At 73.7% G+C, this 21,317-nt stretch carries 20 protein-coding genes; 6 read left to right on the plus strand and 14 right to left on the minus strand.

The genetic code is table 11. The features are described from left to right. Positions 1-42: 42 nt before the first annotated feature. Complete coding sequence (locus tag ACFWU6_RS28125) at positions 43-1,629, minus strand: alkaline phosphatase D family protein (RefSeq protein WP_383983744.1); 1,587 nt, start codon at positions 1,627-1,629, stop codon at positions 43-45. 187 nt (positions 1,630-1,816) lie between these two features. Beyond that, on the minus strand, positions 1,817-2,668 hold the full coding sequence (locus ACFWU6_RS28130; protein ID WP_383983746.1) for an alpha/beta fold hydrolase: 852 nt from the start codon (positions 2,666-2,668) through the stop codon (positions 1,817-1,819). Positions 2,669-2,956: 288 nt separating this feature from the next. On the opposite strand from ACFWU6_RS28130, the gene ACFWU6_RS28135 reads away from it, so the two are divergent. Beyond that, the gene (locus tag ACFWU6_RS28135; protein WP_383799260.1) at positions 2,957-3,739 is read left to right on the plus strand and encodes a GntR family transcriptional regulator; all 783 of its coding nucleotides are present in this window, start codon (positions 2,957-2,959) and stop codon (positions 3,737-3,739) included. 494 nt (positions 3,740-4,233) lie between these two features. Here the strand turns inward: ACFWU6_RS28135 and ACFWU6_RS28140 are convergent, their stop codons facing one another. The 3 genes from ACFWU6_RS28140 to ACFWU6_RS28150 all read right to left on the minus strand — a co-directional run bounded on the left by ACFWU6_RS28140 (position 4,234) and on the right by ACFWU6_RS28150 (position 7,336). Continuing rightward, positions 4,234-5,388: an ROK family transcriptional regulator gene (locus ACFWU6_RS28140; protein ID WP_383799263.1), complete on the minus strand. Its 1,155-nt coding sequence runs from the start codon at positions 5,386-5,388 to the stop codon at positions 4,234-4,236. A gap of 117 nt (positions 5,389-5,505) precedes the next feature. Then, complete coding sequence (locus ACFWU6_RS28145) at positions 5,506-6,156, minus strand: response regulator (RefSeq protein ID WP_383799266.1); 651 nt, start codon at positions 6,154-6,156, stop codon at positions 5,506-5,508. 4 nt (positions 6,157-6,160) lie between these two features. Further along, positions 6,161-7,336, minus strand: coding sequence for a sensor histidine kinase (locus ACFWU6_RS28150; RefSeq protein ID WP_383799269.1), 1,176 nt, complete (start codon positions 7,334-7,336; stop codon positions 6,161-6,163). A 107-nt stretch (positions 7,337-7,443) separates the two neighbouring features. Here ACFWU6_RS28150 and ACFWU6_RS28155 point away from each other — a divergent pair, with 107 nt between their 5' ends. Genes ACFWU6_RS28155 through ACFWU6_RS28165 form a run of 3 tightly spaced genes read left to right on the plus strand, consistent with a single transcriptional unit; the run spans position 7,444 to position 9,610 of the window. Next, positions 7,444-8,355, plus strand: coding sequence for an ABC transporter ATP-binding protein (locus ACFWU6_RS28155; protein ID WP_383799272.1), 912 nt, complete (start codon positions 7,444-7,446; stop codon positions 8,353-8,355). Positions 8,356-8,382: 27 nt separating this feature from the next. Beyond that, complete coding sequence (locus ACFWU6_RS28160; RefSeq protein WP_383983748.1) at positions 8,383-9,132, plus strand: ABC transporter permease subunit; 750 nt, start codon at positions 8,383-8,385, stop codon at positions 9,130-9,132. Between the two features lie 40 nt (positions 9,133-9,172). Next, positions 9,173-9,610, plus strand: a complete 438-nt coding sequence (locus tag ACFWU6_RS28165; protein ID WP_383799278.1) for a hypothetical protein — start codon at positions 9,173-9,175, stop codon at positions 9,608-9,610. Between the two features lie 30 nt (positions 9,611-9,640). Here the strand turns inward: ACFWU6_RS28165 and mug are convergent, their stop codons facing one another. From mug to ACFWU6_RS28190, 5 genes are all read right to left on the minus strand, one after another. Next, positions 9,641-10,189 (minus strand): G/U mismatch-specific DNA glycosylase, encoded by a 549-nt coding sequence (mug, locus tag ACFWU6_RS28170; protein WP_383983760.1) that lies wholly within the window; start codon positions 10,187-10,189, stop codon positions 9,641-9,643. Then, a complete protein-coding gene (purB, locus tag ACFWU6_RS28175; protein WP_383799281.1) occupies positions 10,186-11,619 on the minus strand; it encodes an adenylosuccinate lyase in 1,434 nt (477 codons plus the stop codon). The genes mug and purB overlap by 4 nt, the downstream gene beginning before the upstream one ends. Before the next feature lie 71 nt (positions 11,620-11,690). Then, the gene (locus tag ACFWU6_RS28180; RefSeq protein ID WP_383983750.1) at positions 11,691-12,473 is read right to left on the minus strand and encodes an SGNH/GDSL hydrolase family protein; all 783 of its coding nucleotides are present in this window, start codon (positions 12,471-12,473) and stop codon (positions 11,691-11,693) included. 88 nt (positions 12,474-12,561) lie between these two features. Then, positions 12,562-13,581 (minus strand): hemolysin family protein, encoded by a 1,020-nt coding sequence (locus ACFWU6_RS28185; protein WP_383983752.1) that lies wholly within the window; start codon positions 13,579-13,581, stop codon positions 12,562-12,564. Beyond that, a complete protein-coding gene (locus tag ACFWU6_RS28190) occupies positions 13,578-14,921 on the minus strand; it encodes a hemolysin family protein (RefSeq protein ID WP_383983754.1) in 1,344 nt (447 codons plus the stop codon). Before ACFWU6_RS28190 ends, ACFWU6_RS28185 begins: the two co-directional genes overlap by 4 nt. 290 nt (positions 14,922-15,211) lie before the next feature. Between ACFWU6_RS28190 and ACFWU6_RS28195 the strand changes: the two genes are divergently transcribed. Continuing rightward, on the plus strand, positions 15,212-15,634 hold the full coding sequence (locus ACFWU6_RS28195) for a GNAT family N-acetyltransferase (protein WP_383799293.1): 423 nt from the start codon (positions 15,212-15,214) through the stop codon (positions 15,632-15,634). 55 nt (positions 15,635-15,689) lie between these two features. Here the strand turns inward: ACFWU6_RS28195 and ACFWU6_RS28200 are convergent, their stop codons facing one another. The 4 genes from ACFWU6_RS28200 to bioB all read right to left on the minus strand — a co-directional run bounded on the left by ACFWU6_RS28200 (position 15,690) and on the right by bioB (position 19,969). Further along, entirely contained in the window at positions 15,690-16,364 is a 675-nt protein-coding gene (locus ACFWU6_RS28200; protein ID WP_383799296.1) for a class I SAM-dependent methyltransferase, read from the minus strand. 309 nt (positions 16,365-16,673) lie between these two features. Next, a complete protein-coding gene (gene bioD, locus ACFWU6_RS28205) occupies positions 16,674-17,402 on the minus strand; it encodes a dethiobiotin synthase (RefSeq protein ID WP_383799297.1) in 729 nt (242 codons plus the stop codon). Position 17,403: 1 nt separating this feature from the next. Further along, a complete protein-coding gene (locus tag ACFWU6_RS28210; protein ID WP_383799300.1) occupies positions 17,404-18,726 on the minus strand; it encodes an adenosylmethionine--8-amino-7-oxononanoate transaminase in 1,323 nt (440 codons plus the stop codon). Then, on the minus strand, positions 18,719-19,969 hold the full coding sequence (gene bioB, locus ACFWU6_RS28215) for a biotin synthase BioB (RefSeq protein ID WP_383983756.1): 1,251 nt from the start codon (positions 19,967-19,969) through the stop codon (positions 18,719-18,721). Before bioB ends, ACFWU6_RS28210 begins: the two co-directional genes overlap by 8 nt. Positions 19,970-20,124: 155 nt before the next feature. Between bioB and ACFWU6_RS28220 the strand changes: the two genes are divergently transcribed. Next, entirely contained in the window at positions 20,125-21,312 is a 1,188-nt protein-coding gene (locus tag ACFWU6_RS28220) for an 8-amino-7-oxononanoate synthase (protein WP_383983758.1), read from the plus strand. Positions 21,313-21,317 lie beyond the last annotated feature (5 nt).

Genomic DNA, 21,317 nt, shown 5'->3' on the forward strand with positions numbered 1-21,317 from the left:
GAACCCGGTGGGCCCACCCGGGCGGGCCCACCCCGCCGCTCCCTACTGGCCCACCTGGCCGGGCCGGAGCGTCTTGCTGAAGAGCACGCCGCCGCCCTGGCGCCGCAGCCGCACGGTCATCGTCCCGCTGCCGCCGTCGATGTCGACCTCCCCGAAGTACGGCGGGTTCTCGGACGGGGACATGTTGGCCACCGGGGCGGACTGGACGTAGGCCGTCTCCGGGCCGAAGGTGGCGTCGAGCCGGCCCGCGGGGAAGGCGCCCGCGCCGATCGGGCCGGAGACGAACTCCCAGAACGGCGCGAAGTCGGTGAAGGCGGCCCGCTCGGGCGCGTAGTGGTTCGCCGCCGTGTAGTGGACGTCAGCGGTGAGCCAGACAGTGCCTGTGATGCGCTGGTGCTTGATGTGGCGCAGGAGTTCGGCGATCTGGAGCTCGCGGCCGAGCGGGGCGCCGGGGTCGCCCTGGGCGACGGCCTCGAAGTTCGCCGCGCCGTCGGGTACGACGATGCCCAGCGGCATGTCGGCGGCGACCACCTTCCAGGTGGCACGGGAGCGGGACAGCTCGCGCTTGATCCACGCCAGCTGCTCCGGGCCGAGGATGCCGACGGGGTCCTCGGTCTGGCGGCCGGGGGAGTTCGGGTCGCGGTGGGTGCGCATGTCGAGCACGAACACGTCGAGCAGCGGCCCGTACCGCATCACCCGGTGCATGCGGCCCTCGGAGCGGCCCCCGCGCAGGTCGGTCACCGGGAAGTACTCCCCGAAGGCCCGGCGGGCGCGGCCGGCGAGGGTGTCGACGTCCCGGACGGTGTAGCGGGGGTCGTCGATCAGCTGGCCGGGGTACCAGTTGTTGCGCACCTCGTGGTCGTCCCACTGGGCCAGGACGGGGACCTGGGCGTTGAAGCCGCGCAGGTTGCCGTCGAGGAGGTTGTAGCGGAAGTTCCCGCGGAACTCCGCGAGGGTCTCGGCGACCTTCGACTTCTCCTCGGTGGTCACGTTGCGCCAGAGGGTGCCGTCCCGCAGCGGTGCGCTGGGCAGGATCGGGCCGTCGGCGTAGACCGTGTCACCGCTGAAGAGGAAGAAGTCGGGGTCGCGCAGCCGCATCTCCTCGAAGACGCGGTAGCCGCCGAGGTCGGGGTTGATGCCCCAGCCCTGTCCCGCCAGGTCCCCGGACCACAGGAACCGCACGTCGTGGCGGCGGGAGGCCGGGGTGGTGCGGAAGGTGCCGCGGGCCGGTTCGCCGGTGCGGCGGGGGTCGGCGGGGTCGGCCAGGACGACCCGGTAGTGGATCTGCTGCCCCGGCGGGAGGTCGCGCAGGACGGTGGTGCCGGTGAAGTCGGTGGACGGGCCGAGCAGCGGACCCCGGTGGCTGCGCACGCCGTACCGGAACGATTCGCTCGGCGAGGTCTCCACGTACATCCGCGCCGGGCGGTCGGAGCGCGTCCAGACGGTGGCCGAGTGGGCGGTGATCTCGCCGGACTGGACTCCCCAGAGGGCGCTCGGCCGGCCGGAGCGGACGAAGGCCGGGGCGGCGGCGAGCGCCGGCGCCGCGAGGAGGGGCGCGGCGAGCAGCGCGGAGGACATGGCGAGGGAACCGCCGATGAGGGAGCGGCGGGTGTGCGGTGTCGGTGCCATCGGTGCGTCTCCAGGGGCCGGCGGGGCGGGGCCGGACCAGCGTGCCCGCGCACACGGGCCCGGCCGCGTCGGCCGCGCGAACCGCGGATGAACAGCCGTCAGCGGCTCCGCTGGACTGCCGGGCCTCCGGGTCGCCGGGCCGCCGGGGGCCGCCGGGCCGGGGGGACGGCGGCGGCCCGGCGGCGGATCACGCGGTCGGGACGCGTGCGCTCCGGGCCGTGTCCAGGATCACCCGGGCCACCAGCGCCGGATCGTCGCTCATCGGGACGTGGCCGCAGCCCGGGAGCCGGATCAGCCGCGCCCCCGGGACCGTCCGCTTGGCCCGTATCCCCTGGCGGCGCAGGAGCAGCCGGTCGCGGGCGCCCCAGGCGATGGTCACCGGCAGGCCGGGCACGTCGTCGGTGAACCGTACGGAGCCGCCGGCGGCCAGGGTCTTCTCGAAGCCGGTGGCCCCGCGCAGGGCGAGGGTCTCGTCGACCACGGCCTGCGGCGAACGGCGGGCCGGACGTGCGTAGATGGTCCCCGTGAGCGCGGCCCGCCCGGCCGCGCTGCGCGAGAGCCGCTCCAGCGCGGGGAGGGGGAGCGCCTTCGCGCCGGCGCGCATCGCGAGGAGGGCGCCGAAGGCGTAGCGCCGCTCGCCCTCGGTCCAGAACCCGGCGGGGGAGAGGGCGGTGACCGAGCGGACGAGGTGGTTCCGGGCCATCTCCAGGGCGAGCAGGCCGCCGAGCGAGTTGCCCGCGACGTGCGGGCGTTCGACACCCAGGGCGGTGCAGAGCGCGGCGAGCGCGGGAGCGATGGTGCCCAGGTCGTAGGCGACCCCCTCGGGGAGCGGCGCCGAGGCGCCGAATCCGGGCAGGTCGACGGCGATCACTTCGTGTTCGGCGGCCAGGATGTCGGTCACCGGGTGCCAGGCCTGCAGGTGGTGGCCGATGCCGTGCAGCAGGAGGAGCGGTTCGCCGGCGCCCTTGCGCTCGTAGGCGACGGTGGCGGTGCGGGGACCCAGCGGCGTGTCGATCGTGAAGGAGACCGTGGCGGTCATGCTGCTCCTCGTCGGGTGGGCGGGGTGTGAGACGGGGTGTCAGGAGCACCCACTGCCATGACTACCGCCCGGTAGGTCTTGACTACAAGCCTTCGGGGAGCACGAGAACATCCCGTGAACGGCTTGATACGCATGCCCGATCCGCCCGGCAAGGGATGAGCATTGGTCTTGACCAAGGGGGTGTGCCGTCCTATCGTCGCAGGGATAGTGCAGGAACCTTTAATAAACAAGGGCGCGGAACTGCCGCTGGAACACACGGCGAATGCAGCGATGGCAGGAGGAGTCAGGGTGGGGACCATGCAGCTCGAAACGGTGCCGGAGCCGAAGTACTGGCACCTGAAGACCGTCCTCAGCGAAGCGCTCGACCAGGACTTCGCCGTCGGCGAGGTCCTGCCGAACGAGCGCGAGCTCGCCGCCCGCTTCGGAGTCGCCCGGGCCACCCTGCGCCAGGCACTGGAGCAGCTGGAGCTCGAAGGGCGCCTGCAGCGACGCCGCGGCGTCGGCACGACCGTCGCCCCGCCGCGCGTCGGCGTCGCCGTCGGGCACGCGCAGCACAGCTGGCCCGGTGAGGGCGTCGACGGCTGGGAGCCGGTGGACGCCGTCGAGGGCCTGCCACCGGTCGGGGTCCTCAAACTCCTCGGCATCGGCGCTGGTTCCGCCGTCGCCATCGCCGCCGACGAGCCGGTCCACACCGTGCGCCGGACGCGCGTCAACCAGGGCCAGGCCGTCGCGGCCGAGATGCTGTACGTCCCGGCCGCTTCCGTGCCCGGTCTCCCGAGCATCGAGGCCCCGGCCGGCCCCGCCCGTGCCCGTACCGTCCTGCGCGAGCTCCAGCGGCTGGTCCTCGACGGCCAGGACCGCTCGGTCGAGCTCGGCTCCGCCCGCGCCGACGACGCCCGGGAACTGGACCGCCTGCCCGGTGCCCCGGTACTGCTGGTCACCACCCGGTACTTCACCGCGGCCGGTACGGCCGCGGTCTCGGTGGCCACCTACCGCGCCGACACCTGCCGCCTGACCTTCGGGGACTCCGGCGACGTCGAGATCACGCACGAACCGCGCGTGGCCTCCTGACGGGGCCCGCCCGCGGTGCGTGACCCGGGGGAGGGCGCCGACCCGCGCCGACCGGCGCCCGTCTCGAGGTCCGTCGACGGCCCGCCCTCCGCGCCGGGACGTACCCGTCTCCGGACCGGAGGACGGCAAGCGCGGGGAGGCGGCGGCGGGGAGCCGGCGGCGGGGAGCCGGCGGCGGTAAGGCGGCGGCACGGCGCGCACCCGGAACCGATCGCCTTCGCCTCCGACCCGATCGCGGCGACCTCCCGCCCGGCCTGCCGGCGCCGGGAGCGTCGACTGGTCCACCGCCCCGCCCCGCAGGACTCCGGCCTCCCGCCCTGCGGGTCTCCCGGCGTCGGGGGGCGGGCCCAGGCCGCGCCCCGCAGGGCTGCGGCCACCCGGAGCCGGGGGGAATGGTTCACGGCGGCGCCCCGCCAGGACCCCGACTTCCCGCCCTCTCCGCTCCCGGCGCCGTGAGGCAGGTCCATCGCTCGCTGCCCGGTGGCCGCGCGGGGGTCAGCGGCGGGCCGTGACCGTCTTCTCCACCGCGAAGAGCTCTTCCTCGACGTGGTCCAGCGCCAACCGGAGCGCCCCGGTGGCCACGGCGGCCTCGCCGAGCAGGGACAGGACCACCCGCGGCGGGCGCAGACAGTACCGTTCCAGCTCCTGGCGCAGAGGTCCCAGGACCCCGTCCAGGCCGGCGGCCCAGCCGCCGAGGACGACCAGCTCGGGATCCATCGCCAGGACCAGCGCCGCGACATCGTGCACCAGCCGCTGGAGGAACCGCTCCACAGCGGCCACCGCCCGCTCGTCGCCCCGCCTGGCCATCGCGAAGACCTCGGCCACGGCGGGCTCGTCCAGCGGGTGCAGTGGTTCGCCGGTGGTCGACAGCAGTCTCTCGGGCGTCACCTCGCGGCCCAGCAGGTGCAGGGCGCCGATCTCGCCGGCGGCTCCGCCGAAGCCGCGGTGCAGGCGCCCGCCGATCAGCGAGCCCGCGCCGGGGCTGAGCCCGGCCATCACGAAGACCATGTCATCGGTCTCCCGCGCGGCGCCCTTCCAGTGCTCGGCGACGGCCGCCGCGTTGGCGTCGTTCTCCACCTGGACCGGGCAGCGGAACGAACGCCGCAGCCGGTCCCCCAGCGGCAGCCCCGTCCAGCCGGGCAGTGCCGTACCGAGGCGGACCGTGCCGTCGGCCTCCACGATGCCCGGACTGCCGACCCCGACGGCCCGCAGCGAGTCACGCGGCACCCCGGCCCGGCGCAGCAGGTCGGCGACCGCGGTCCTGACCCGCTCCAGCCGCTCGTCGGCAGACGCCGTCTCGGAGACGTCCTTGGTGCCGGCGCCGATGATCCGCCCGTCCAACCCGGACAGGAGGACCGCGATTCGGTGCGAGCCGATCTCGATGCCGAGGAGGTGCCCCGACTCGGCCCGGAAGCGGTAGCGGCGGGCCGGTCGTCCCTGCCTGCGCGCGCCCTCCTCGGCGTCCGCCTCCACGACGAGCCCCGTGGCGATGAGTCCCTCCACGACCCCCTCTACGGTGGGCCGGGAGAGGCCGGTCACCCGGGTGAGGTCGGTGAGGGTCGGCGATTCGGCCGCGCGCAGTGCCCGCAGTACCACGGCGGAGTTGATCCGCCGGAGCAGCGAGGGGTCCCCGCCGGTCAGCTGCCCCAACGTGTGTCCTCCCAGCGAGCGAGCCTGTCAAGCGGATCGTACTGCGCGGGTGCCACGGCGGCGAGAAGCGGCCCCCCATAGGCGGGAATCGGCCGCCCCCGAGGTCCGCGGAGGCCCTCAGGCGGGGGCGACGAATCCCGATTCGTACGCCATGATCACGGCCTGGGTCCGGTCGCGCGCCCCCAGCTTCGCCAGGATCGCGCTGACGTGGGACTTCACCGTCTCCGTGCCGACGATCAGCTCGGCGGCGATCTCCACATTGGTCAGCCCCCGCGCCATGAGCCGCAACACCGCCTCCTCACGCTCGGTCAGCGCCGCCCGCCGCAACAACGACCGGGCCTGGCGGTTGCCGTACTCCGCGGCCAGGGACCGTACCGCCGCCGGGAAGAGCAGCGTCTCGCCCTCCGCCACCAGCCGCACCGCGTGGACGATCTCCGACGGCCGGGCCCGCTTCAGCAGGAATCCGTCGGCACCCGCCCGCAGGGCCTGGTACACGTACTCGTCGTTCTCGAAGGTGGTCACGACGAGGATCTTCGGCGGAGAGTCCACCGACCGCAGGACGGCCCGGGTGGCCTCGATCCCGTCGAGCAGCGGCATCCGCACGTCCATCGCCACCACATCCGGCCGCAGTTGCCGCACGAGGGGGACGACCGAGGCTCCGTCGGCGGCCTCGCCGACCACCTCGATGTCGGGCTGGGCGTCCAGGACGGCGCGCAGACCCGCGCGGACCAGGGCTTCGTCGTCGACGAGCAGTACGGTGACCGGCATCCGGTCAGCGTATTCGCTCCAGCGGAAGCCGGGCGCGCACTCTCCAGCCCCCTTCGTACGGCCCTGTCTCGGCGTCCCCGCCGAGCAGTGCGGCCCGCTCCCGCATCCCGCGGAGGCCTGAGCCGTTGCCCGTCATGAAGGCGGGCCGCTCCGGCAGCGGATTCGTCACCTCCAGCACCAGTCGGCTCGCGGCCATCTCCACCCGGACCCGTACGGGTACCGGACCGCAGTGCCGCAGCACATTGGTCAGCGCTTCCTGAAGGATGCGGTACCCCTCACGAGTGACCGGGCCCGGCAACTTCTCCAACGGTCCGCTCAGTTCCGCGTCGACGGCGGCGCCGGAAGCGCGGGCGGATTCCAGTAGCCGGTCCGCCTCCACCAGAGTCGGCCGCTGTGAGGGAGGCTGTGCCGACTCCCGGAGCACCAGCAGCACCCGCTCCAGGTCTTCCAGTGCGGCCCTTCCGGTCTCCTCGATGGCACTGAGCGCCCGGTCCGTGAAGGCGGGGTCGCCGGCGGCCCGCGCGGCTCCCGCCTGGACGACCGCCACGGTCAGCGCGTGCCCGATGGAGTCGTGCAGCTCACGCGCGATCCGGGTCCGTTCCAGCAGTTGTTCGGTGCGCGCCTCCAAGGCGGAGAGCCGCTCCACCGCCGAGGGCCCCAGCAGCCGGGCGGCGATGACGGTGATCAGTTCGCCGAGCAGCACCACGATGACCAGGAGCAGGACCAGGGGGACCGGCACGAGCAGGGCGGCGGTCCAGCGCGAGGGCTCGAACGGCAGGAGGCGGTCGTCGTTCACGGGCTGCCCGCAGGCGATCGCGATCAGCTCGACGGTCATCAGCGGCAGCTGCACGGAGGGCGCCATGGCGACGACCGAGACGGCCATCCGTATCTCCAGCCACAACAAGGTCCGCCACCGGTCGCTCCACCGGGCCGACGGGGCGGCGCTGATGCTCTTGTCGTCCGCGTCGCGCTCGTGGGGGGCGAGCAGGAACTGCGCCTGCATTCCCTCGGCCAGCCGCACCCAGGGCACGAACCCGAACGGCGCGATGATCAACAACGTCACCCACGGGGCCGTCGGCTCCACGAACAGCCACACTGCCAGCAGCAGTACGGGCACGCACAGGTGCAACCAGCGTGAGTAGGTCACTGGTTGGAGCGGGGCGCGGAGCAGTCGGTACATGCATGCATGGTGTCAGGACCGTGCTGGCCTCCGTCTCCCCCACGTGGGGGAGACGGGACCCTCGCATGGGGGAGGGAACGCAGTCCGCGGACGAGGAATCTTGAGACATGAACAGCATCGAGATCCGAGAACTGACCAAGGAACACGGCACGACGCGTGCAGTGGACCGCCTCACCTTCGACGTCCTCCCCGGGCGGGTCACCGGCTTCCTGGGCCCCAACGGCGCGGGCAAGTCGACCACCATGCGCCTGCTGCTCGGGCTGGACCGGCCCACCGCGGGCACGGCCACGATCGGCGGCCGCCCCTACCGGGAACTGTCGGACCCGCTGCACCAAGTCGGCGCGCTCCTCGACGCCCAGTCCGCCCACGGCGGGCGCAGGGCCCGGGACCACCTCCGCTTCCTCGCGGCCGCCGGCCGCATACCGATGTCGAGGGTGGAGGAGGTCCTGGAGCAGTCGGGGATAGCCTCCGTCGCCCGGCGGCGTGTCAAGACCTTCTCGCTCGGCATGCGCCAGCGTCTGGGCATCGCCGCGGCACTCCTGGGAGACCCGGGGGTGCTCCTGCTCGACGAGCCGACCAACGGCCTCGATCCCGAGGGCATCATCTGGATCCGCGAGCTGATGCGCGGCCTCGCCGCAGAGGGACGCACCGTCCTTGTGTCCAGCCACCTGATGTCCGAGACGTCCGCGCTCGCCGACCATCTCGTCGTACTCGGCCAGGGGAAGCTGCTGGCCGACACCTCGATGCAGGACTTCATCGAAGCCCGCAGCACCCCGAGAGTGCGCCTGCGCACCTCCGACCCCATCCGGCTGCGGGCTGCGCTGGCCCGCGACGGTTACGAGATGGCCACCGCCGACGGCGGGTGCTGGAGCGTCGAGGGCATACGGGCCGAGCAGCTCGGGAGCACGGCGGCCCGCGAGGGCATTCCCCTGCTGGAACTCTCCGACGAGCGGGCCTCGCTGGAGCAGGCGTACCTCGACCTCACCGCCGAGCACGCACAGTTCACCGCCACCCGCTGATTTCTTCGCACCCCAGGAGGCTTCGCCATGAGCGCCGCTCTGCCCACCGTCCCCGTCCTGCACTCGGAATGGATCAAGATACGGTCCCTGCGCGGCACCTTCGGCGCCTTGGTCGCCATCCTCGCCGCCACTGCGGGCATCCAGACGCTCACAGCCGCGGCGATAGGCCAGGCCGCGCCCGGCAGCATGGGTGACGACCCGCTCTTCGCCGCCTACTACGGCGTCAACTTCGGGCAGGTCGCCGCCATCGTGTTCGGTGCCACCGCCCTGTCGTCCGAGTTCCACAACGGCGCACTGCGCACCTCGCTCGCCGCGGTGCCCGGCCGCACCCGCTTCTACCTGTCGAAGATCACCATGGTGGGCGGGTCGGCCCTGGTGGCGGGCCAGCTCACCGGAGTGCTCACCTTCCTGGGAGGACAGGCCTTCATGGGTCCCTACACCCTGGAACTCGGCGACCCGGGCACCTACCGGTCCGTCGTGGGCAGTGGGCTGTACCTGACCCTCATGGCCCTGTTCGCGGCCGGACTGACGGCGGTGCTCCGGAGCGCAACAGCCGTGATCAGCCTGCTCATACCCTTCGTGCTGATGGTGTCGTTCGTCGTCGGCGCCACCGCGGAAGGCGTGGCACAGTACCTGCCGGACCGGGCCGGGAAGATGGTGATGCAGTCGCAGGACTTCGCCGACCTCGGCCCGTGGAGCGGCCTGGGCGTGCTGGCGCTGTGGGCGGCGGTCGCACTGGCCGGAGGCTGGCTGGCGGTGCGACGGCGGGATGCGTGACGAACGGCCAGTTGTCAGTGGTGGCCGGGATACTGACGGCATGACCACGGCAGAGCATCTCGGCACGATCGACCGGCTCCGGAGGCGGGAGTTCCCGACGGAGCCGGTGCGGTCCGGCGGGCAGAGCAGCGGCCCGGGTTACCACCTGGTGGAGATCGGGCGGACCGACGACTTCTGGGACGACGGCGGTTCCGGGCGCATCGAGGCGATCGACCAGATCAACGCCGAGTACACCGCGCTCACCGAGGCCCTGACCGGCCGGTGGGGACGGGCGCAGGTGTTCGGCGTGGACTCGCTCAAGATCAGACGGGCCGAGGGGGAGGAGATACCCGAGCCGTGGGACCGTGTGAGCGCCGCCACCGACCACGTGCACGTCTGGGAGGTTGAGGGGCTGTGGCTCGTGGCCTACGCGGCACACGGCGCCGGCGGCGACCCGTACGTGCTGGTGGCGGGAGTCACGCAGGTCGACCCGCCGTGAGCCCGGCGGCGCCGGGCCCACGGGGGAAGGTCAACGGCCTTCGGATGATTCGGCGACGGCGCGCAGCCGACCGTACTCCTGGGCCATGGACTCGGCGGTCCAGTGGGCGTTGAGGCCGCTGGGATTGGGCAGGGCCCAGACCCGTGTGGAGCCGATGGTCCGGTCCTGGGGACCGATGCGGGCCTTCGGTTCGCCGAAGGCGGTGCGATAGGCGGTCACTCCTACCACCGCCAGCCACTGGGGGCGCAGCAGCTCCACCTTGGCCGTCAGGATGCGGCCGCCCTCGCGGAACTCCTCGGCGCTCAGCTCGTCGGCGCGTGCCGTGGGGCGGGCCACGACATTGGTGATGCCGAGGCGGTAGGACAGCAGCTCGTCCTGCTCCGCGGGGGCCAGCCGGCGCGGAGTGAAGCCCGCCAGGTGCAGGACCGGCCAGAACCGGTTGCCGGGGCGGGCGAAGTGGTGGCCCGTCGCGGCGGAGAGGAGGCCCGGGTTGATACCGCAGAACAGCACGCGCAGACCGCCCGCGACCACGTCCGGGAGGACGCGGTCACGGGCGGCGGTCAGCTCTTCGGGGGTCAGAGGATCGACCCCGGCGCGTACCCGGCGGCCTCCGGGTACTGCTTGGCGATGGCCTCGATCCGGGAGACCACCGCCGCGACCTGGTCACCCGCGGCGCCGGTGAAGGACAGCTTGTCGGCCATGAGGGCATCGAGCTGGGCCCGGTCCAGAGGCATCCGGTCATCGGCGGCCAGCTTGTCCAGCAGTTCGTTGCGCTCTGCGCCCTGCTCGCGCATGGCGAGGGCGGAGGCCACCGCGTGCTCCTTGATGACCTCGTGGGCGGACTCGCGGCCCACGCCGGCCCGCACCGCGCCCATCAGGACCTTGGTGGTCGCGAGGAACGGCAGGTAGCGGTCCAGCTCGCGGGCGACGACCGCGGGGAAGGCGCCGAACTCGTCGAGGACCGTCAGGAAGGTCTCCAACAGGCCGTCGAACGCGAAGAACGCGTCCGGCAGGGCCACCCGGCGGACCACGGAGCAGGAGACGTCGCCCTCGTTCCACTGGTCGCCGGCCAGCTCGCCGGTCATCGAGGCGTAGCCGCGCAGGATGACCATGAGGCCGTTCACCCGCTCGCAGGAGCGCGTGTTCATCTTGTGCGGCATCGCGGAGGAGCCGACCTGGCCGGGCTTGAAGCCCTCGGTGACCAGCTCGTGGCCGGCCATCAGGCGGATGGTCTTGGCGATCGACGAGGGTGCGGCAGCCAGCTGCACCAGGGCGGTGACCACGTCGTAGTCGAGCGAGCGCGGGTAGACCTGGCCGACCGAGGTGAAGGCCTGGGCGAAACCGAGGTGGGCGGCGATCCGCTGCTCCAGGTCGGCCAGCTTGGCGGCGTCGCCTCCGAGCAGGTCCAGCATGTCCTGGGCGGTCCCGACCGGGCCCTTGATGCCGCGCAGCGGGTAGCGGCCCAGCAGGTTCTCAAGGCGGTCGTAAGCGACCAGCAGCTCGTCGGCCGCGGTCGCGAAGCGCTTGCCCAGGGTGGTGGCCTGAGCGGCCACGTTGTGCGAGCGACCGGCCATGACCAGCTCGGCGTGCTCGCCCGCCAGCTTGCCGAGGCGGGTCAGCACGGCGACCGTGCGGTCCCGGGCCAGCTCCAGGGAGAGCCGGATCTGGAGCTGCTCGACGTTCTCGGTGAGGTCGCGGGAGGTCATGCCCTTGTGGACGTGCTCGTGGCCGGCGAGGGCGTTGAACTCCTCGATACGGGCCTTCACGTCGTGCCGGGTGACCTTCTCGCGCTCGGCGATGGAGGCGAGGTCGACCGTCTCCAGGACACGCTCGTAGTCGGCGAGGGCCGCGTCCGGGACCTCGATGCCGAGGTCCTTCTGGGCGCGCAGCACGGCGAGCCACAGCCGCCGCTCCAGCGTCACCTTGTACTCGGGGGACCACAGGACGGCGAGCTCCGCGGAGGCGTAGCGGCCGGCCAGGACATTGGGGATGCGGGGCTTGGCAGTCACGTGAATGGATTCTACTTGGGACCCGGCTGTGCGTTTACGCAGGTAGGGGCACCGTCGCCGATTGTGGCTTGCTACGAGACCCGCGTAGCCCCGTAGGGCAGCAGCTCCGGGCGCTTGGCCGGGCGGCCGTCCCCCGAGGAGCGGCCCGTGAGGCGGCGGCCGACCCAGGGCAGCAGGTGCCGGCGGGCGAAGCTCAGGTCCTGGGACCTGCGCACCGCCCAGCCCGGGGCCACGGCCGCGGGCAGTTCGGTGTGCCAGTCCTCCTCGGGCGGGAGGCCCAGCGCCTGCCAGACCGCCTCCGCCACCCGGCGGTGGCCCTCGGACGTCAGGTGCAGCCGGTCGACGTCCCACATCCGCGGGTCCGCGAGGACCCGGGCGCCGTAGAGGTCCACCACCAGGGCGCCGTGTCGCGCGGCGAGCTCCTCGAGGATGGCGAACAGCTCCTCCATGCGGGGCCGGAAGCGTTCCATCACCGGCCCGTCCCGCCCCGGGGAGCGCATCAGGACGAGCTGCCCGCACGAGGGGGCGAGCAGTTCCACGGCCTGTTCCAGGTGGGCCCGGACCCGCCCCATGTCCACTTTGGGGCGCAGGGTGTCGTTCAGCCCGCCGACCAGGGTCACCACGTCGGCGCCCATGGCCGCGGCCACGGGCGCCTGTTCCTCGGCGATCTGGCCGATCAGCTTCCCGCGCACCGCGAGGTTGGCGTACCGGAAGCCCGGCTCGCGCGCCGCGAGGCGTGCGGCCAGCAGGTCGGCCCAGCCCCGGTAGGAGCCGTCCGGGAGCAGGTCGGACATCCCTTCGGTGAAGGAGTCGCCGACCGCGACGAAACTGGTGTAAGAGGCATTCATCTCCATGGCGCAGCGATGCTACCGCGCGGTACCCCTGCCCCGCAGGGCCGGTGAGCGCACCATCGCTCAAGGCCGTGCGTCCGAAGGGGACCGCCTACGCGGAGGTGGACCTGCCGAACAGCTCGCGCAGCGCGTCCTCCATCGTCACCAGGCCCGTCAGGGTGCCGTCGGCCCCGAGGACCGCCGCCAGATGCGTGCGGCTGCGCCGCATCGCGGTGATCACGTCGTCCAACGGGGTCTGCGCCCGTACCTGGGCGATCGCCCGCAGCGCCGAGACCGGGAAGGGCTCCTCGTGCGCGTCCGCGTCCAGGGCGTCCTTGACGTGCAGGTACCCCAGGATCCGGTGCCGCCCGTCGGTCACCGGGAAACGGGAGTACCCGGACTCGGCCGACAACCGCTCCAGCCCGGCCGGAGTGATGCCCTCCAGGGCCGTGACCACCCGGTCCGCCGGCAGCACCACGTCGTTGACCGGACGCCGCCCCAGCTCCAGGGCGTCGTGCAGCCGCTCGCTCGCCCTCCCGTCGAGGAGCCCCGCGGCACTGGAGTCCTTGACCATCCGGGCCAGCTCGTCGTCCGAGAAGGTCGCGGCGACCTCGTCCTTGGCCTCCACCCGCAGCAGGCGCAGCACGGCGTTGGCGAAGGCGTTGATCGCGAAGATCACCGGGCGCAGGCCCTTGGTCAGGGCCACCAGCGGCGGCCCCAGCAGCAGGGCGGTGCGCACCGGTTCGGCCAGCGCCACGTTCTTCGGCACCATCTCGCCGAAGAGCATGTGCAGGTACGTGGCCAGGGCCAGCGCCACCACGAAGGAGATCGCGTGGGTCAGTCCGGCGGGTACGCCGACCAGGTCGAGCAGAGGAGCCAGCAGGTGCGCGATGGCCGGTTCGGCCACGATGCCCAGCACCAGGGTGCACAGGGTGATGCCGAGCTGGGCCGCGGCCATCAGCGCCGACAGGTGCTCCAGACCCCACAGCACGGCGCGCGCCCGCCGGTCCCCCTGCTCTGCGTACGGTTCGATCTGGCTGCGCCGGACCGAGATCAGCGCGAATTCGGCGCCGACGAAGAAGGCGTTGACGAGGAGGGTCGCCAGGCCGATCAGCAGTTGGACCGCGGTCATCGTGCGTCCTCCGTGTCGATCTCGGCGCCGGGGCCGTCGGCCGGAGCGTGCAGCAGCACCCGCGAGGCCCGGTGCCCCACGGCATCCACCACGTCGAGCCGCCAGCCGTCCAGCTCCATGCTGTCGCCGACGGCGGGGATGCGGCCCAGCTCGGTCGCCATCAGGCCGGCCAGCGTCTCGTAGGGGCCGTCGGGCACGTCCAGTCCGATCCGCCGGAGCTGGTCGGTGCGCGCGGCGCCGTCCGCGGAGTAGAGCGGGCGCCCGGCGGAGTCCGTGCCGGCCGGGGCCAGATCGGGAGTCTCGTGCGGATCGTGCTCGTCGCGGACCTCGCCGACGACCTCCTCGACGATGTCCTCCAGCGTGGCGACGCCGGCCGTCCCGCCGTACTCGTCGATGACGACGGCCATCGTCTGCCGGCCGGACAGCCGGTCGAGCAGCCGGTCCACGGTCAGGGACTCCGGTACGAGGAGCGGCTCGCGCAGCAACGACGACACCGGGTGGCGGTGGCGCTCCTCGGCCGGCAGCGCCAGCACGTCCTTGATGTGGACGGTGCCCACGACGCTGTCGAGGCTGCCGCGGTAGACGGGGAAGCGGGACAGGCCGGTGGCCGCCGTCGCGTTCGCCACGTCCTCCGCGGTGGTCTGCAGGTCGAGGGCCGTGACCTGGACCCGCGGGGTCATCACGTTCTCGGCCGTCAGGTCGGCCAGGTTCAGAGTCCGCACGAACAGCTCGGCGGTGTCCTCCTCCAGGGCGCCGGCCTTCGCCGAGTGCCGGGCGAGCGCGACCAGTTCCCGGGGAGTGCGCGCGGAGGCCAGCTCCTCGGCCGGCTCCATGCCCAGACGGCGCACCATGTGGTTGGCGGTGCTGTTGAGGTGGCCGATGAGCGGCTTGAAGATCCGGCTGAAGGCCCGCTGCACGGTGGCCACGCGCTTGGCGACCGCCAAGGGCGAGGAGATCGCCCAGTTCTTCGGCACCAGTTCCCCGACGACCATCAAGACGATGGTCGACAGCGCCGTCCCGATGACCAACGCCGCGGAGGACGCCGCGTCGGCAGACAGCCCCAAGGCCCGGAAGGGGCCCTGGAGCAGGGTGGAGATCGACGGCTTGGAGATCATGCCGATGATCAGGCCGGTCACGGTGATGCCGAGCTGCGCGCCGGAAAGTTGGAACGTCAGGGTGCGGACCGCGGCCAGGGCGCTGTCGGCGCCGCGCTCTCCGCGCTCGACGGCTCGCTCCAGCTCGCTGCGCTCGACGGTGGTCAGTGAGAATTCGGCGGCGACGAAGACCCCGCAGGCAAGGCAGAGCAGCAGCGCCACGACGAGCAGGAGCACTTCGGTCATCGGTGGACCACCTTCGTCCCGTGATCGGCCAGGAGGAGGGCCGCCGCGCGGAGTCGCGAGCGGGGGCGGCGGGGGCTGGGAGGCTCGCCCATGGGCGCAGGCTCACACCTTTCGACAAGGGGGACCGGTCCCCGGGGCGGTGGGCCGGCAAGGAGCGGGAGCGTTCCCCGGCGGACCCGCCCGGCGTGGCCCCGGGCAGGAACGATCCTCGCACCGGACCCGCGCGCGGGGCGTCTCGCGGTGCGGAAGTCGGTGGCGTGCCGCACGGACGGCGTGCTTGGCTCCCGATCATGAACGAGTTCCGTGTACGGGCCGCCGCGCCGGCCGACGCCGAGGACGTGCTCGCCTTCTGGGAGGAGGCCGCGGAAGGCACGTCGATCTCCGACGACCTGGACGGGGTCGTCCGCCTGATCGCGCGCGATCCGCAGGCCCTGATCCTCGTGGAGTCGGACGGCCTCCTCGTCGGCTCCGTCATCGCCGGCTGGGACGGCTGGCGCTGCTCGCTCTACCGGCTCGCCGTGCTGCCGTCCCACCGCCGGCGGGGGATCGCCACCCTGCTGCTCGACGCGGCCGAGCGGCGCTTCCGCGCGGTCGGCGGCCGACGCGGTGACGCGATGGTCCTGGAGGCGAACGAAACGGCGCGGCGGGCATGGGCCGCCGCCGGGTACCGGCGGGAGGACCACTGGCGACGCTGGGTGAAGCCGTTCGCCTAGTGCTGCCACGCCGCTCGGCCCGCCGCACCGCCGCGCCCGTCGGCCCGGGCCGTCGTCAGTCGACGCGGCGTGCCGAGCCGAGCACGCAGTAGGAAGTGGGCAGGGCCGGACCGCGCTCGGGCAGCCGGAAGGCGCGCTGGGAGACGATCCGGAAACCGGCGGCCTCGATCGAGGCCAGCGGGTCACGGGCCGTGTGGCACCCACCGAACAGGCGGGGCCAGACCGTCCGGTCCAGAGTGCGCTGGACGGCGGCCATACCGGGCCCGGGGGCCAGGCCGTGCTCGAAGAAGCGCAGCTCGGCGTCGGGGCGGAGCACGCGGTGCAGTTCGGAGAGGGAGCGGGCCAGGTCCCGCACGGTGCACAGGACCAGCGAGGTGACGGCGGCGTCGAAGGCGTCGCTCTTGACCGGGAGTGCCTCGGCCGCGCCCGGTACGACGTCCACCGGGACCTCACAGCGGCGGGCGGCGGCGGACGCGAGGCGGCGCAGGGTGCGCTCCGGCTCGACGGCGACGACCTCGGAGACGGCGCGGGGGTAGTGCGCGAAGTTCAGGCCGTTGCCGGCGCCGATCTCGATGACGCGGCCGGAGAGGCCGTGCAGCAGCTCGCGGCGGAGGGGGGCGATGCCGGCGCGGGTCTCCGCGGTGGTGCTCGCGCGGGCGTAGAACCGGGCGAAGAGGGGGTGGTGGACCAGATCGTGGGGTGCGGCCGCGGTGCGGCGGAGCGTGGGCATGCGGGGCCTCCGGGGCGGGGCGGTGCGGTGCCGGTACCTCCAGGGTGCCCCGTCCGGAGGCGCTCATCCCCGGCGGACGGCACCTGCGTTCCGGTCTCGGGCCCCGAGCTGCCGTACGTCGGAGGGCCGGCCGGGCCCCGCCGTCCGGCCTGTGCCGCGTACGCGTGGGGGCCGGACCGGCCCCCGCCCTGGGGTCCCGCGCCGCCCCGCGGAGGGGTCGGGCCGACCTCGGCCCCCGGGCTCCGTGGCGCGTACGTCGGAGGGGTCGGTGCCGTTGGCCCGCGGCGGGCCGGTGGGGGCGGGGCGCTTTCAGGGGGTCGGCGGGAGCCAGGTGGTCAGGAAGGCGGTCGGCGACCAGGTCCCCGAGAGACGGGCGGACAGCCAGGCCGGGGCCGCGGTGCGGAACGCGGGCGGCGGAAGGGCCCCCGCACCCTCCGGGACCGCGCCCAGCAGCGGGAGGCCGGAGACTTCCGGGAGGTCCGCCAGGTTGCAGCGGGAGGCCAGGTCGGGGGCGGCCGGCCAGCTGCCGACGACCACGCCGAGGCCGGTCAGGCCCCGCGCCCGCAGGGCCTCCGCCGTGAGGGCGGTGGAGTTCAGGGTCCCGAGCCCGGCCGGGGCGACGATCAGCGTCGGGGCCCCGAGCAGGCGGGCCGCGTCGGCCAGGGTGTGGCCCGCCTCGTCGAAGCGGACGAGCAGCCCGCCGGCGCCCTCCACCAGGACCAGGTCGTGGTCCAGGGAGAGCCGCCGCGCGGCCTCCGCGACGTCCGCGGGGGAGAGGGTCGCCAGCCCCGAGCGGCGGGCCGCCGTGCCCGGGGCCAACGGCTCGGGATAGCGGGCCAGTTCCAGCGCCGTCACCGTCGGGCCGGCCAGCCGTACCGCTTCGGCGGCGTCCCCCGGCTCGTCCGGGCCGACCCCCGTCTGGGCGGGTTTGAGCACGGCCACCGACCGTCCGGCCGCCACCGCGGCGGCCGCGATCGCGGACGTGACGACCGTCTTGCCGATCTCGGTGCCCGTGCCGGACACCACCAGTACGGACATCTCAGCCTTCCTGCGCCGCCGCGACCACCGCGCGGCAGATCCGGGCCACGTCAACGTCGCCCGTGACGAACGGCGGCATGGTGTAGATCAGGTCCCGGAACGGGCGCAGCCACACGCCCTCCCGCACGGCCGCCCGGGTGGCCGCGGCCATGTCGACCTCGTGCGTCAGCTGGACCACGCCGATCGCTCCCAGCACCCGTACCCCACGGACCCCGGGCAGCGCCGCGGCCGGTGCGAGCCCCTCGCGCAGCCCGGCCTCGATCCGCTTGACCTCGCCCGCCCAGTCCTGGTCGAGCAACAGGCCGACGGAGGCCAGCGCCACGGCCGTGGCCAGCGGGTTGCCCATGAAGGTCGGGCCGTGGGCGAGGACCGGTACCTCGCCGCGGGAGATCCCGTCGGCCACCCGGCTCGTGCACAGCGTCGCAGCCAGTGACAGGTAGCCACCGGTCAGGGCCTTGCCCAGGCACATCACATCGGGAGTGATCCCCGCGTGATCCGCCGCGAAGAGGGCGCCCGTACGGCCGAAGCCCGTCGCGATCTCGTCGAGGATCAGCAGCACCCCGTACTCGTCGCACAGGTCGCGCAGTACCCGCAGGTAGCCCGGGTTGTGGAAGCGCATGCCGCCCGCGCCCTGGACCACCGGCTCCACGATGACGGCGGCCAGCTCGTCCGCGTGCGCGGCGATCAGGGACCGCAGGTGGTCGGCGTAGGCCGGGTCCACGGGCGTGTCGAAGTCGCCGGGCGGCGCTTCCGCGAAGACCTGCCGGGGCAGGTGCCCCTGCCACAGCTCGTGCATCCCGCCCTCGGGATCGCAGACGGCCATCGGCTGCCAGGTGTCCCCGTGGTAGCCGCCGCGCCAGGTCAGCAGCCGGGTCTTGCCGGTCCGCCCGAGCGAACGCCAGTACTGCAGGCACATCTTGACGGCCACCTCGACGGCGACCGATCCCGAGTCGGAGAGGAAGACGTGCTCCAGTCCGGCCGGGGTGATCTCGACGAGCCGGGCGCAGAGGCGCACCGCGGGCTCGTGGGTCAGCCCGCCGAACATCACGTGTGACATCCGGCCCAGCTGGGAGTTCGCGGCCTCATTCAGCACCGGGTGGTTGTAGCCGTGGATCGCCGACCACCAGGAGGACATGCCGTCCACCAGCTCCTCGTGGCCCTGCCCCCGGGCGGGCTCGGCGAGCCGCAGCCGCACCCCCGAGGCGGAGGCGACGACCAGCGGCTCCTGCCGTCCGGGCATCGGGCCGTACGGGTGCCAGACGTGCTGCCGGTCCAGCGCGAGCAGTTCCGCGCCGGCCGGCAGGGGGTGGGGCTGGTCAGGCATTGGGCGCGATGTCCGTTCCCGCGCCGCGGCGGCGCACCGCCACCAGGTCGGAGCGCACCTCGCCGGCCTCGGCCCGCACGGGTACGGGCGCCGCCTCCGCGTGCCCGGAGCAGCCGCCGCAGGCCGAGCCGCAGCCGGCGCCGGCCGGGGAGTCGGCCGTGGAGTCGCCCGGGCCGCAGACCGACGCACCGGCGTGCGACCCGCACCCGCCGGTCGGGGCGGAGGCCTCCGCGACGTCGGAGCGGTGGGCCGGCAGGGTCGACGTGCCGGCGCCCTCCACCTCGAACCCCGCGTCCGCGATCATGTCGAGGTCGGCCTGGCCCGCCTGGCCCTCGCTGGTCAGGTAGTCGCCCAGGAAGATCGAGTTGACCAGGTGCAGGGCCAGCGGCTGCATCGAGCGCAGGTGCACCTCGCGCCCGCCCGCGAGGCGGACCTCGACGTCGGGGCAGACGAAGCGGACCATCGCGAGAATCCGCAGCGCGCGCTGCGGGGTGAGGTTCCACTCCTTGGCGAGCGGGGTGCCCTCGAAGGGGATCAGGAAGTTGACCGGAACCGAGTCCGGGTCGAGGCCGCGCAGGGAGTAGACGACGTCGACCAGGTCCTCGTCGCTCTCGCCCATGCCGGCGATCAGGCCGGAGCAGGCGGACAGCCCGGCGGCGTGCGCCTTCTGCACGGTGTCCACGCGGTCGGCGTACGTGTGGGTCTTGGTGATCTGCCCGTACGTCGCCTCGGAGGTGTTGAGGTTGTGGTTGTACGCGTCGGCGCCGGCGTCCTTCAGGCGCTCGGCCTGGCCGTCCGAGAGCAGGCCGAGGCAGGCGCAGACCTCGACGCCCTCGTTCTGCTCCTTGATCGCCGCGATCGTCTTGCCGACCCGGTCCACGTCCCGGTCCGTCGGCCCGCGGCCGCTGGCGACCAGGCAGACCCGCTTCGCGCCGCCCGCGACACCGGCCGCGGCCGCCTGGGAGGCCTCCTCGGGCTTCAGCCAGGTGTACTTGAGGATCTCCGCCTTCGACCCCAGGCGCTGGGAGCAGTAGGAACAGTCCTCCGGGCACAGGCCCGACTTCAGGTTGACCAGGTAGTTCAGCTTGACCCGGCGCCCGAACCACTGGCGGCGCACCTTGCCGGCCGCGGCCACCACGTCGAGCAGTTCGTCGTCGGAGGTCGCCAGTACGGCGAGCGCCTCGTCTCGGGTCGGCAGCTCGCGCCGCAGCCCCTTGTCCACCAGGGTGTTCAGCAGGTCCATGACGCCGATCCTGGACCACACGACCACTCCCGGCCAAGGAGAGATCGCACAACATGGCCGGATGGGAGTGTGTGTATCGCCACACCTGGCGCGCGCGTCACGGCCGATAGGGTCGGGCGGGTCTGTGGACTGCCGACAAAAACGAGGACCCGCCGATGCCCGAGCACACCCCCGCCCCCGTGGACGTCTTCGCCTGGATCGACGACGCGGAACGGGCCCGCGAGCGGGCCGGGCTGGTGCGGACACTGCGCCCGAGGCCGGCGGCTTCGGCGCTGCTGGACCTCGCGAGCAACGACTACCTCGGGCTCTCCCGGCACCCCGAGGCCGTACGGGGCGCGCGGGACGCGGCCGAGCGCTGGGGTGCGGGAGCCACCGGCTCCCGCCTGGTCACCGGCACCACCGAACTCCACGCCGAGCTGGAGCGCGAGCTCGCCGCCTTCTGCGGCTTCGAGGCGGCACTGGTCCTCTCCTCCGGCTACGCGGCCAACCTCGCGGCCGTCACGGCGCTGAGCGACCGGGGCACCCTGGTGGTCTCCGACGCCGGCAACCACGCCTCGATCGTGGACGGCTGCCGGCTCTCGCGCGCCGAGACCGCCGTGATCCCGCACTCCGACCCCGACACCGCGCGCAAGACCCTCGCCGCGCACGGGGGACGGGCGCTGCTCGTCAGCGACTCGGTGTTCTCCGTGGACGGGGACGCGGCCCCGCTCGCCGGATACGCCGCCGCCTGCCGCGAGGCGGGCGCGGCACTGGTCGTCGACGACGCGCACGGACTGGGCGTGCTGGGCGAGGGCGGCCGCGGTGCGCCGTACGCCGCCGGTCTCGCGGGGGCGCCCGACGTGGTCGCGACGGTGACCCTCTCGAAGTCCCTGGGCAGTCAGGGCGGAGCCGTACTGGGACCGGCCAAGGTGATCCGGCACCTGGTCAACACCGCCCGGAGCTTCATCTTCGACACCGGCCTCGCCCCGGCCGCCGCGGGTGCGGCGCTGGCGAGCCTGCGCCTGCTCCGGCGGGAACCGGAGCGCGCCGCGCGCGCCCGGGAGGTGGCCGACCGGCTCTACGGGCGGCTCACCGCGTCCGGCCTGACCGCGGCCCGGCCGGACGCGGCCGTGGTGTCGGTGCGGGCGCCTTCGGCTTCGGCGGCACTGCGCTGGGCCGCCGACTGCCGCGAGGCAGGGCTGTCCGTGGGGTGCTTCCGGCCGCCGTCGGTGCCGGACGGCATCTCCCGGCTGCGGCTCACCGCCCGGGCCGATCTCACGGAGGAGGAGATCGGCCGGGCCGTGGCGACGATCCTGCTCACCGCCCCGCCCGGGGCCGCGGACCGCGGGACGGCCCCACGCTAGTGCGG

The sequence above is a fragment of the Streptomyces sp. NPDC058674 genome (assembly GCF_042716505.1).
GTDB lineage: Bacteria > Actinomycetota > Actinomycetes > Streptomycetales > Streptomycetaceae > Streptomyces.

Bases quoted from the DNA above. Each gene is read 5' to 3' on its own strand.
- ACFWU6_RS28125 (WP_383983744.1), bottom strand. From the start codon at position 1,629: ATGGCACCGACACCGCACACCCGCCGCTCCCTCATCGGCGGTTCCCTC.
- ACFWU6_RS28130 (WP_383983746.1), bottom strand. From the start codon at position 2,668: ATGACCGCCACGGTCTCCTTCACGATCGACACGCCGCTGGGTCCCCGC.
- ACFWU6_RS28145 (WP_383799266.1), bottom strand. From the start codon at position 6,156: ATGCCGGTCACCGTACTGCTCGTCGACGACGAAGCCCTGGTCCGCGCG.
- ACFWU6_RS28150 (WP_383799269.1), bottom strand. From the start codon at position 7,336: ATGTACCGACTGCTCCGCGCCCCGCTCCAACCAGTGACCTACTCACGC.
- ACFWU6_RS28155 (WP_383799272.1), top strand. From the start codon at position 7,444: ATGAACAGCATCGAGATCCGAGAACTGACCAAGGAACACGGCACGACG.
- ACFWU6_RS28160 (WP_383983748.1), top strand. From the start codon at position 8,383: ATGAGCGCCGCTCTGCCCACCGTCCCCGTCCTGCACTCGGAATGGATC.
- ACFWU6_RS28165 (WP_383799278.1), top strand. From the start codon at position 9,173: ATGACCACGGCAGAGCATCTCGGCACGATCGACCGGCTCCGGAGGCGG.
- ACFWU6_RS28180 (WP_383983750.1), bottom strand. From the start codon at position 12,473: ATGGAGATGAATGCCTCTTACACCAGTTTCGTCGCGGTCGGCGACTCC.
- ACFWU6_RS28185 (WP_383983752.1), bottom strand. From the start codon at position 13,581: ATGACCGCGGTCCAACTGCTGATCGGCCTGGCGACCCTCCTCGTCAAC.
- ACFWU6_RS28190 (WP_383983754.1), bottom strand. From the start codon at position 14,921: ATGACCGAAGTGCTCCTGCTCGTCGTGGCGCTGCTGCTCTGCCTTGCC.
- ACFWU6_RS28195 (WP_383799293.1), top strand. From the start codon at position 15,212: ATGAACGAGTTCCGTGTACGGGCCGCCGCGCCGGCCGACGCCGAGGAC.
- ACFWU6_RS28200 (WP_383799296.1), bottom strand. From the start codon at position 16,364: ATGCCCACGCTCCGCCGCACCGCGGCCGCACCCCACGATCTGGTCCAC.
- bioD (WP_383799297.1), bottom strand. From the start codon at position 17,402: ATGTCCGTACTGGTGGTGTCCGGCACGGGCACCGAGATCGGCAAGACG.
- ACFWU6_RS28210 (WP_383799300.1), bottom strand. From the start codon at position 18,726: ATGCCTGACCAGCCCCACCCCCTGCCGGCCGGCGCGGAACTGCTCGCG.
- bioB (WP_383983756.1), bottom strand. From the start codon at position 19,969: ATGGACCTGCTGAACACCCTGGTGGACAAGGGGCTGCGGCGCGAGCTG.
- ACFWU6_RS28220 (WP_383983758.1), top strand. From the start codon at position 20,125: ATGCCCGAGCACACCCCCGCCCCCGTGGACGTCTTCGCCTGGATCGAC.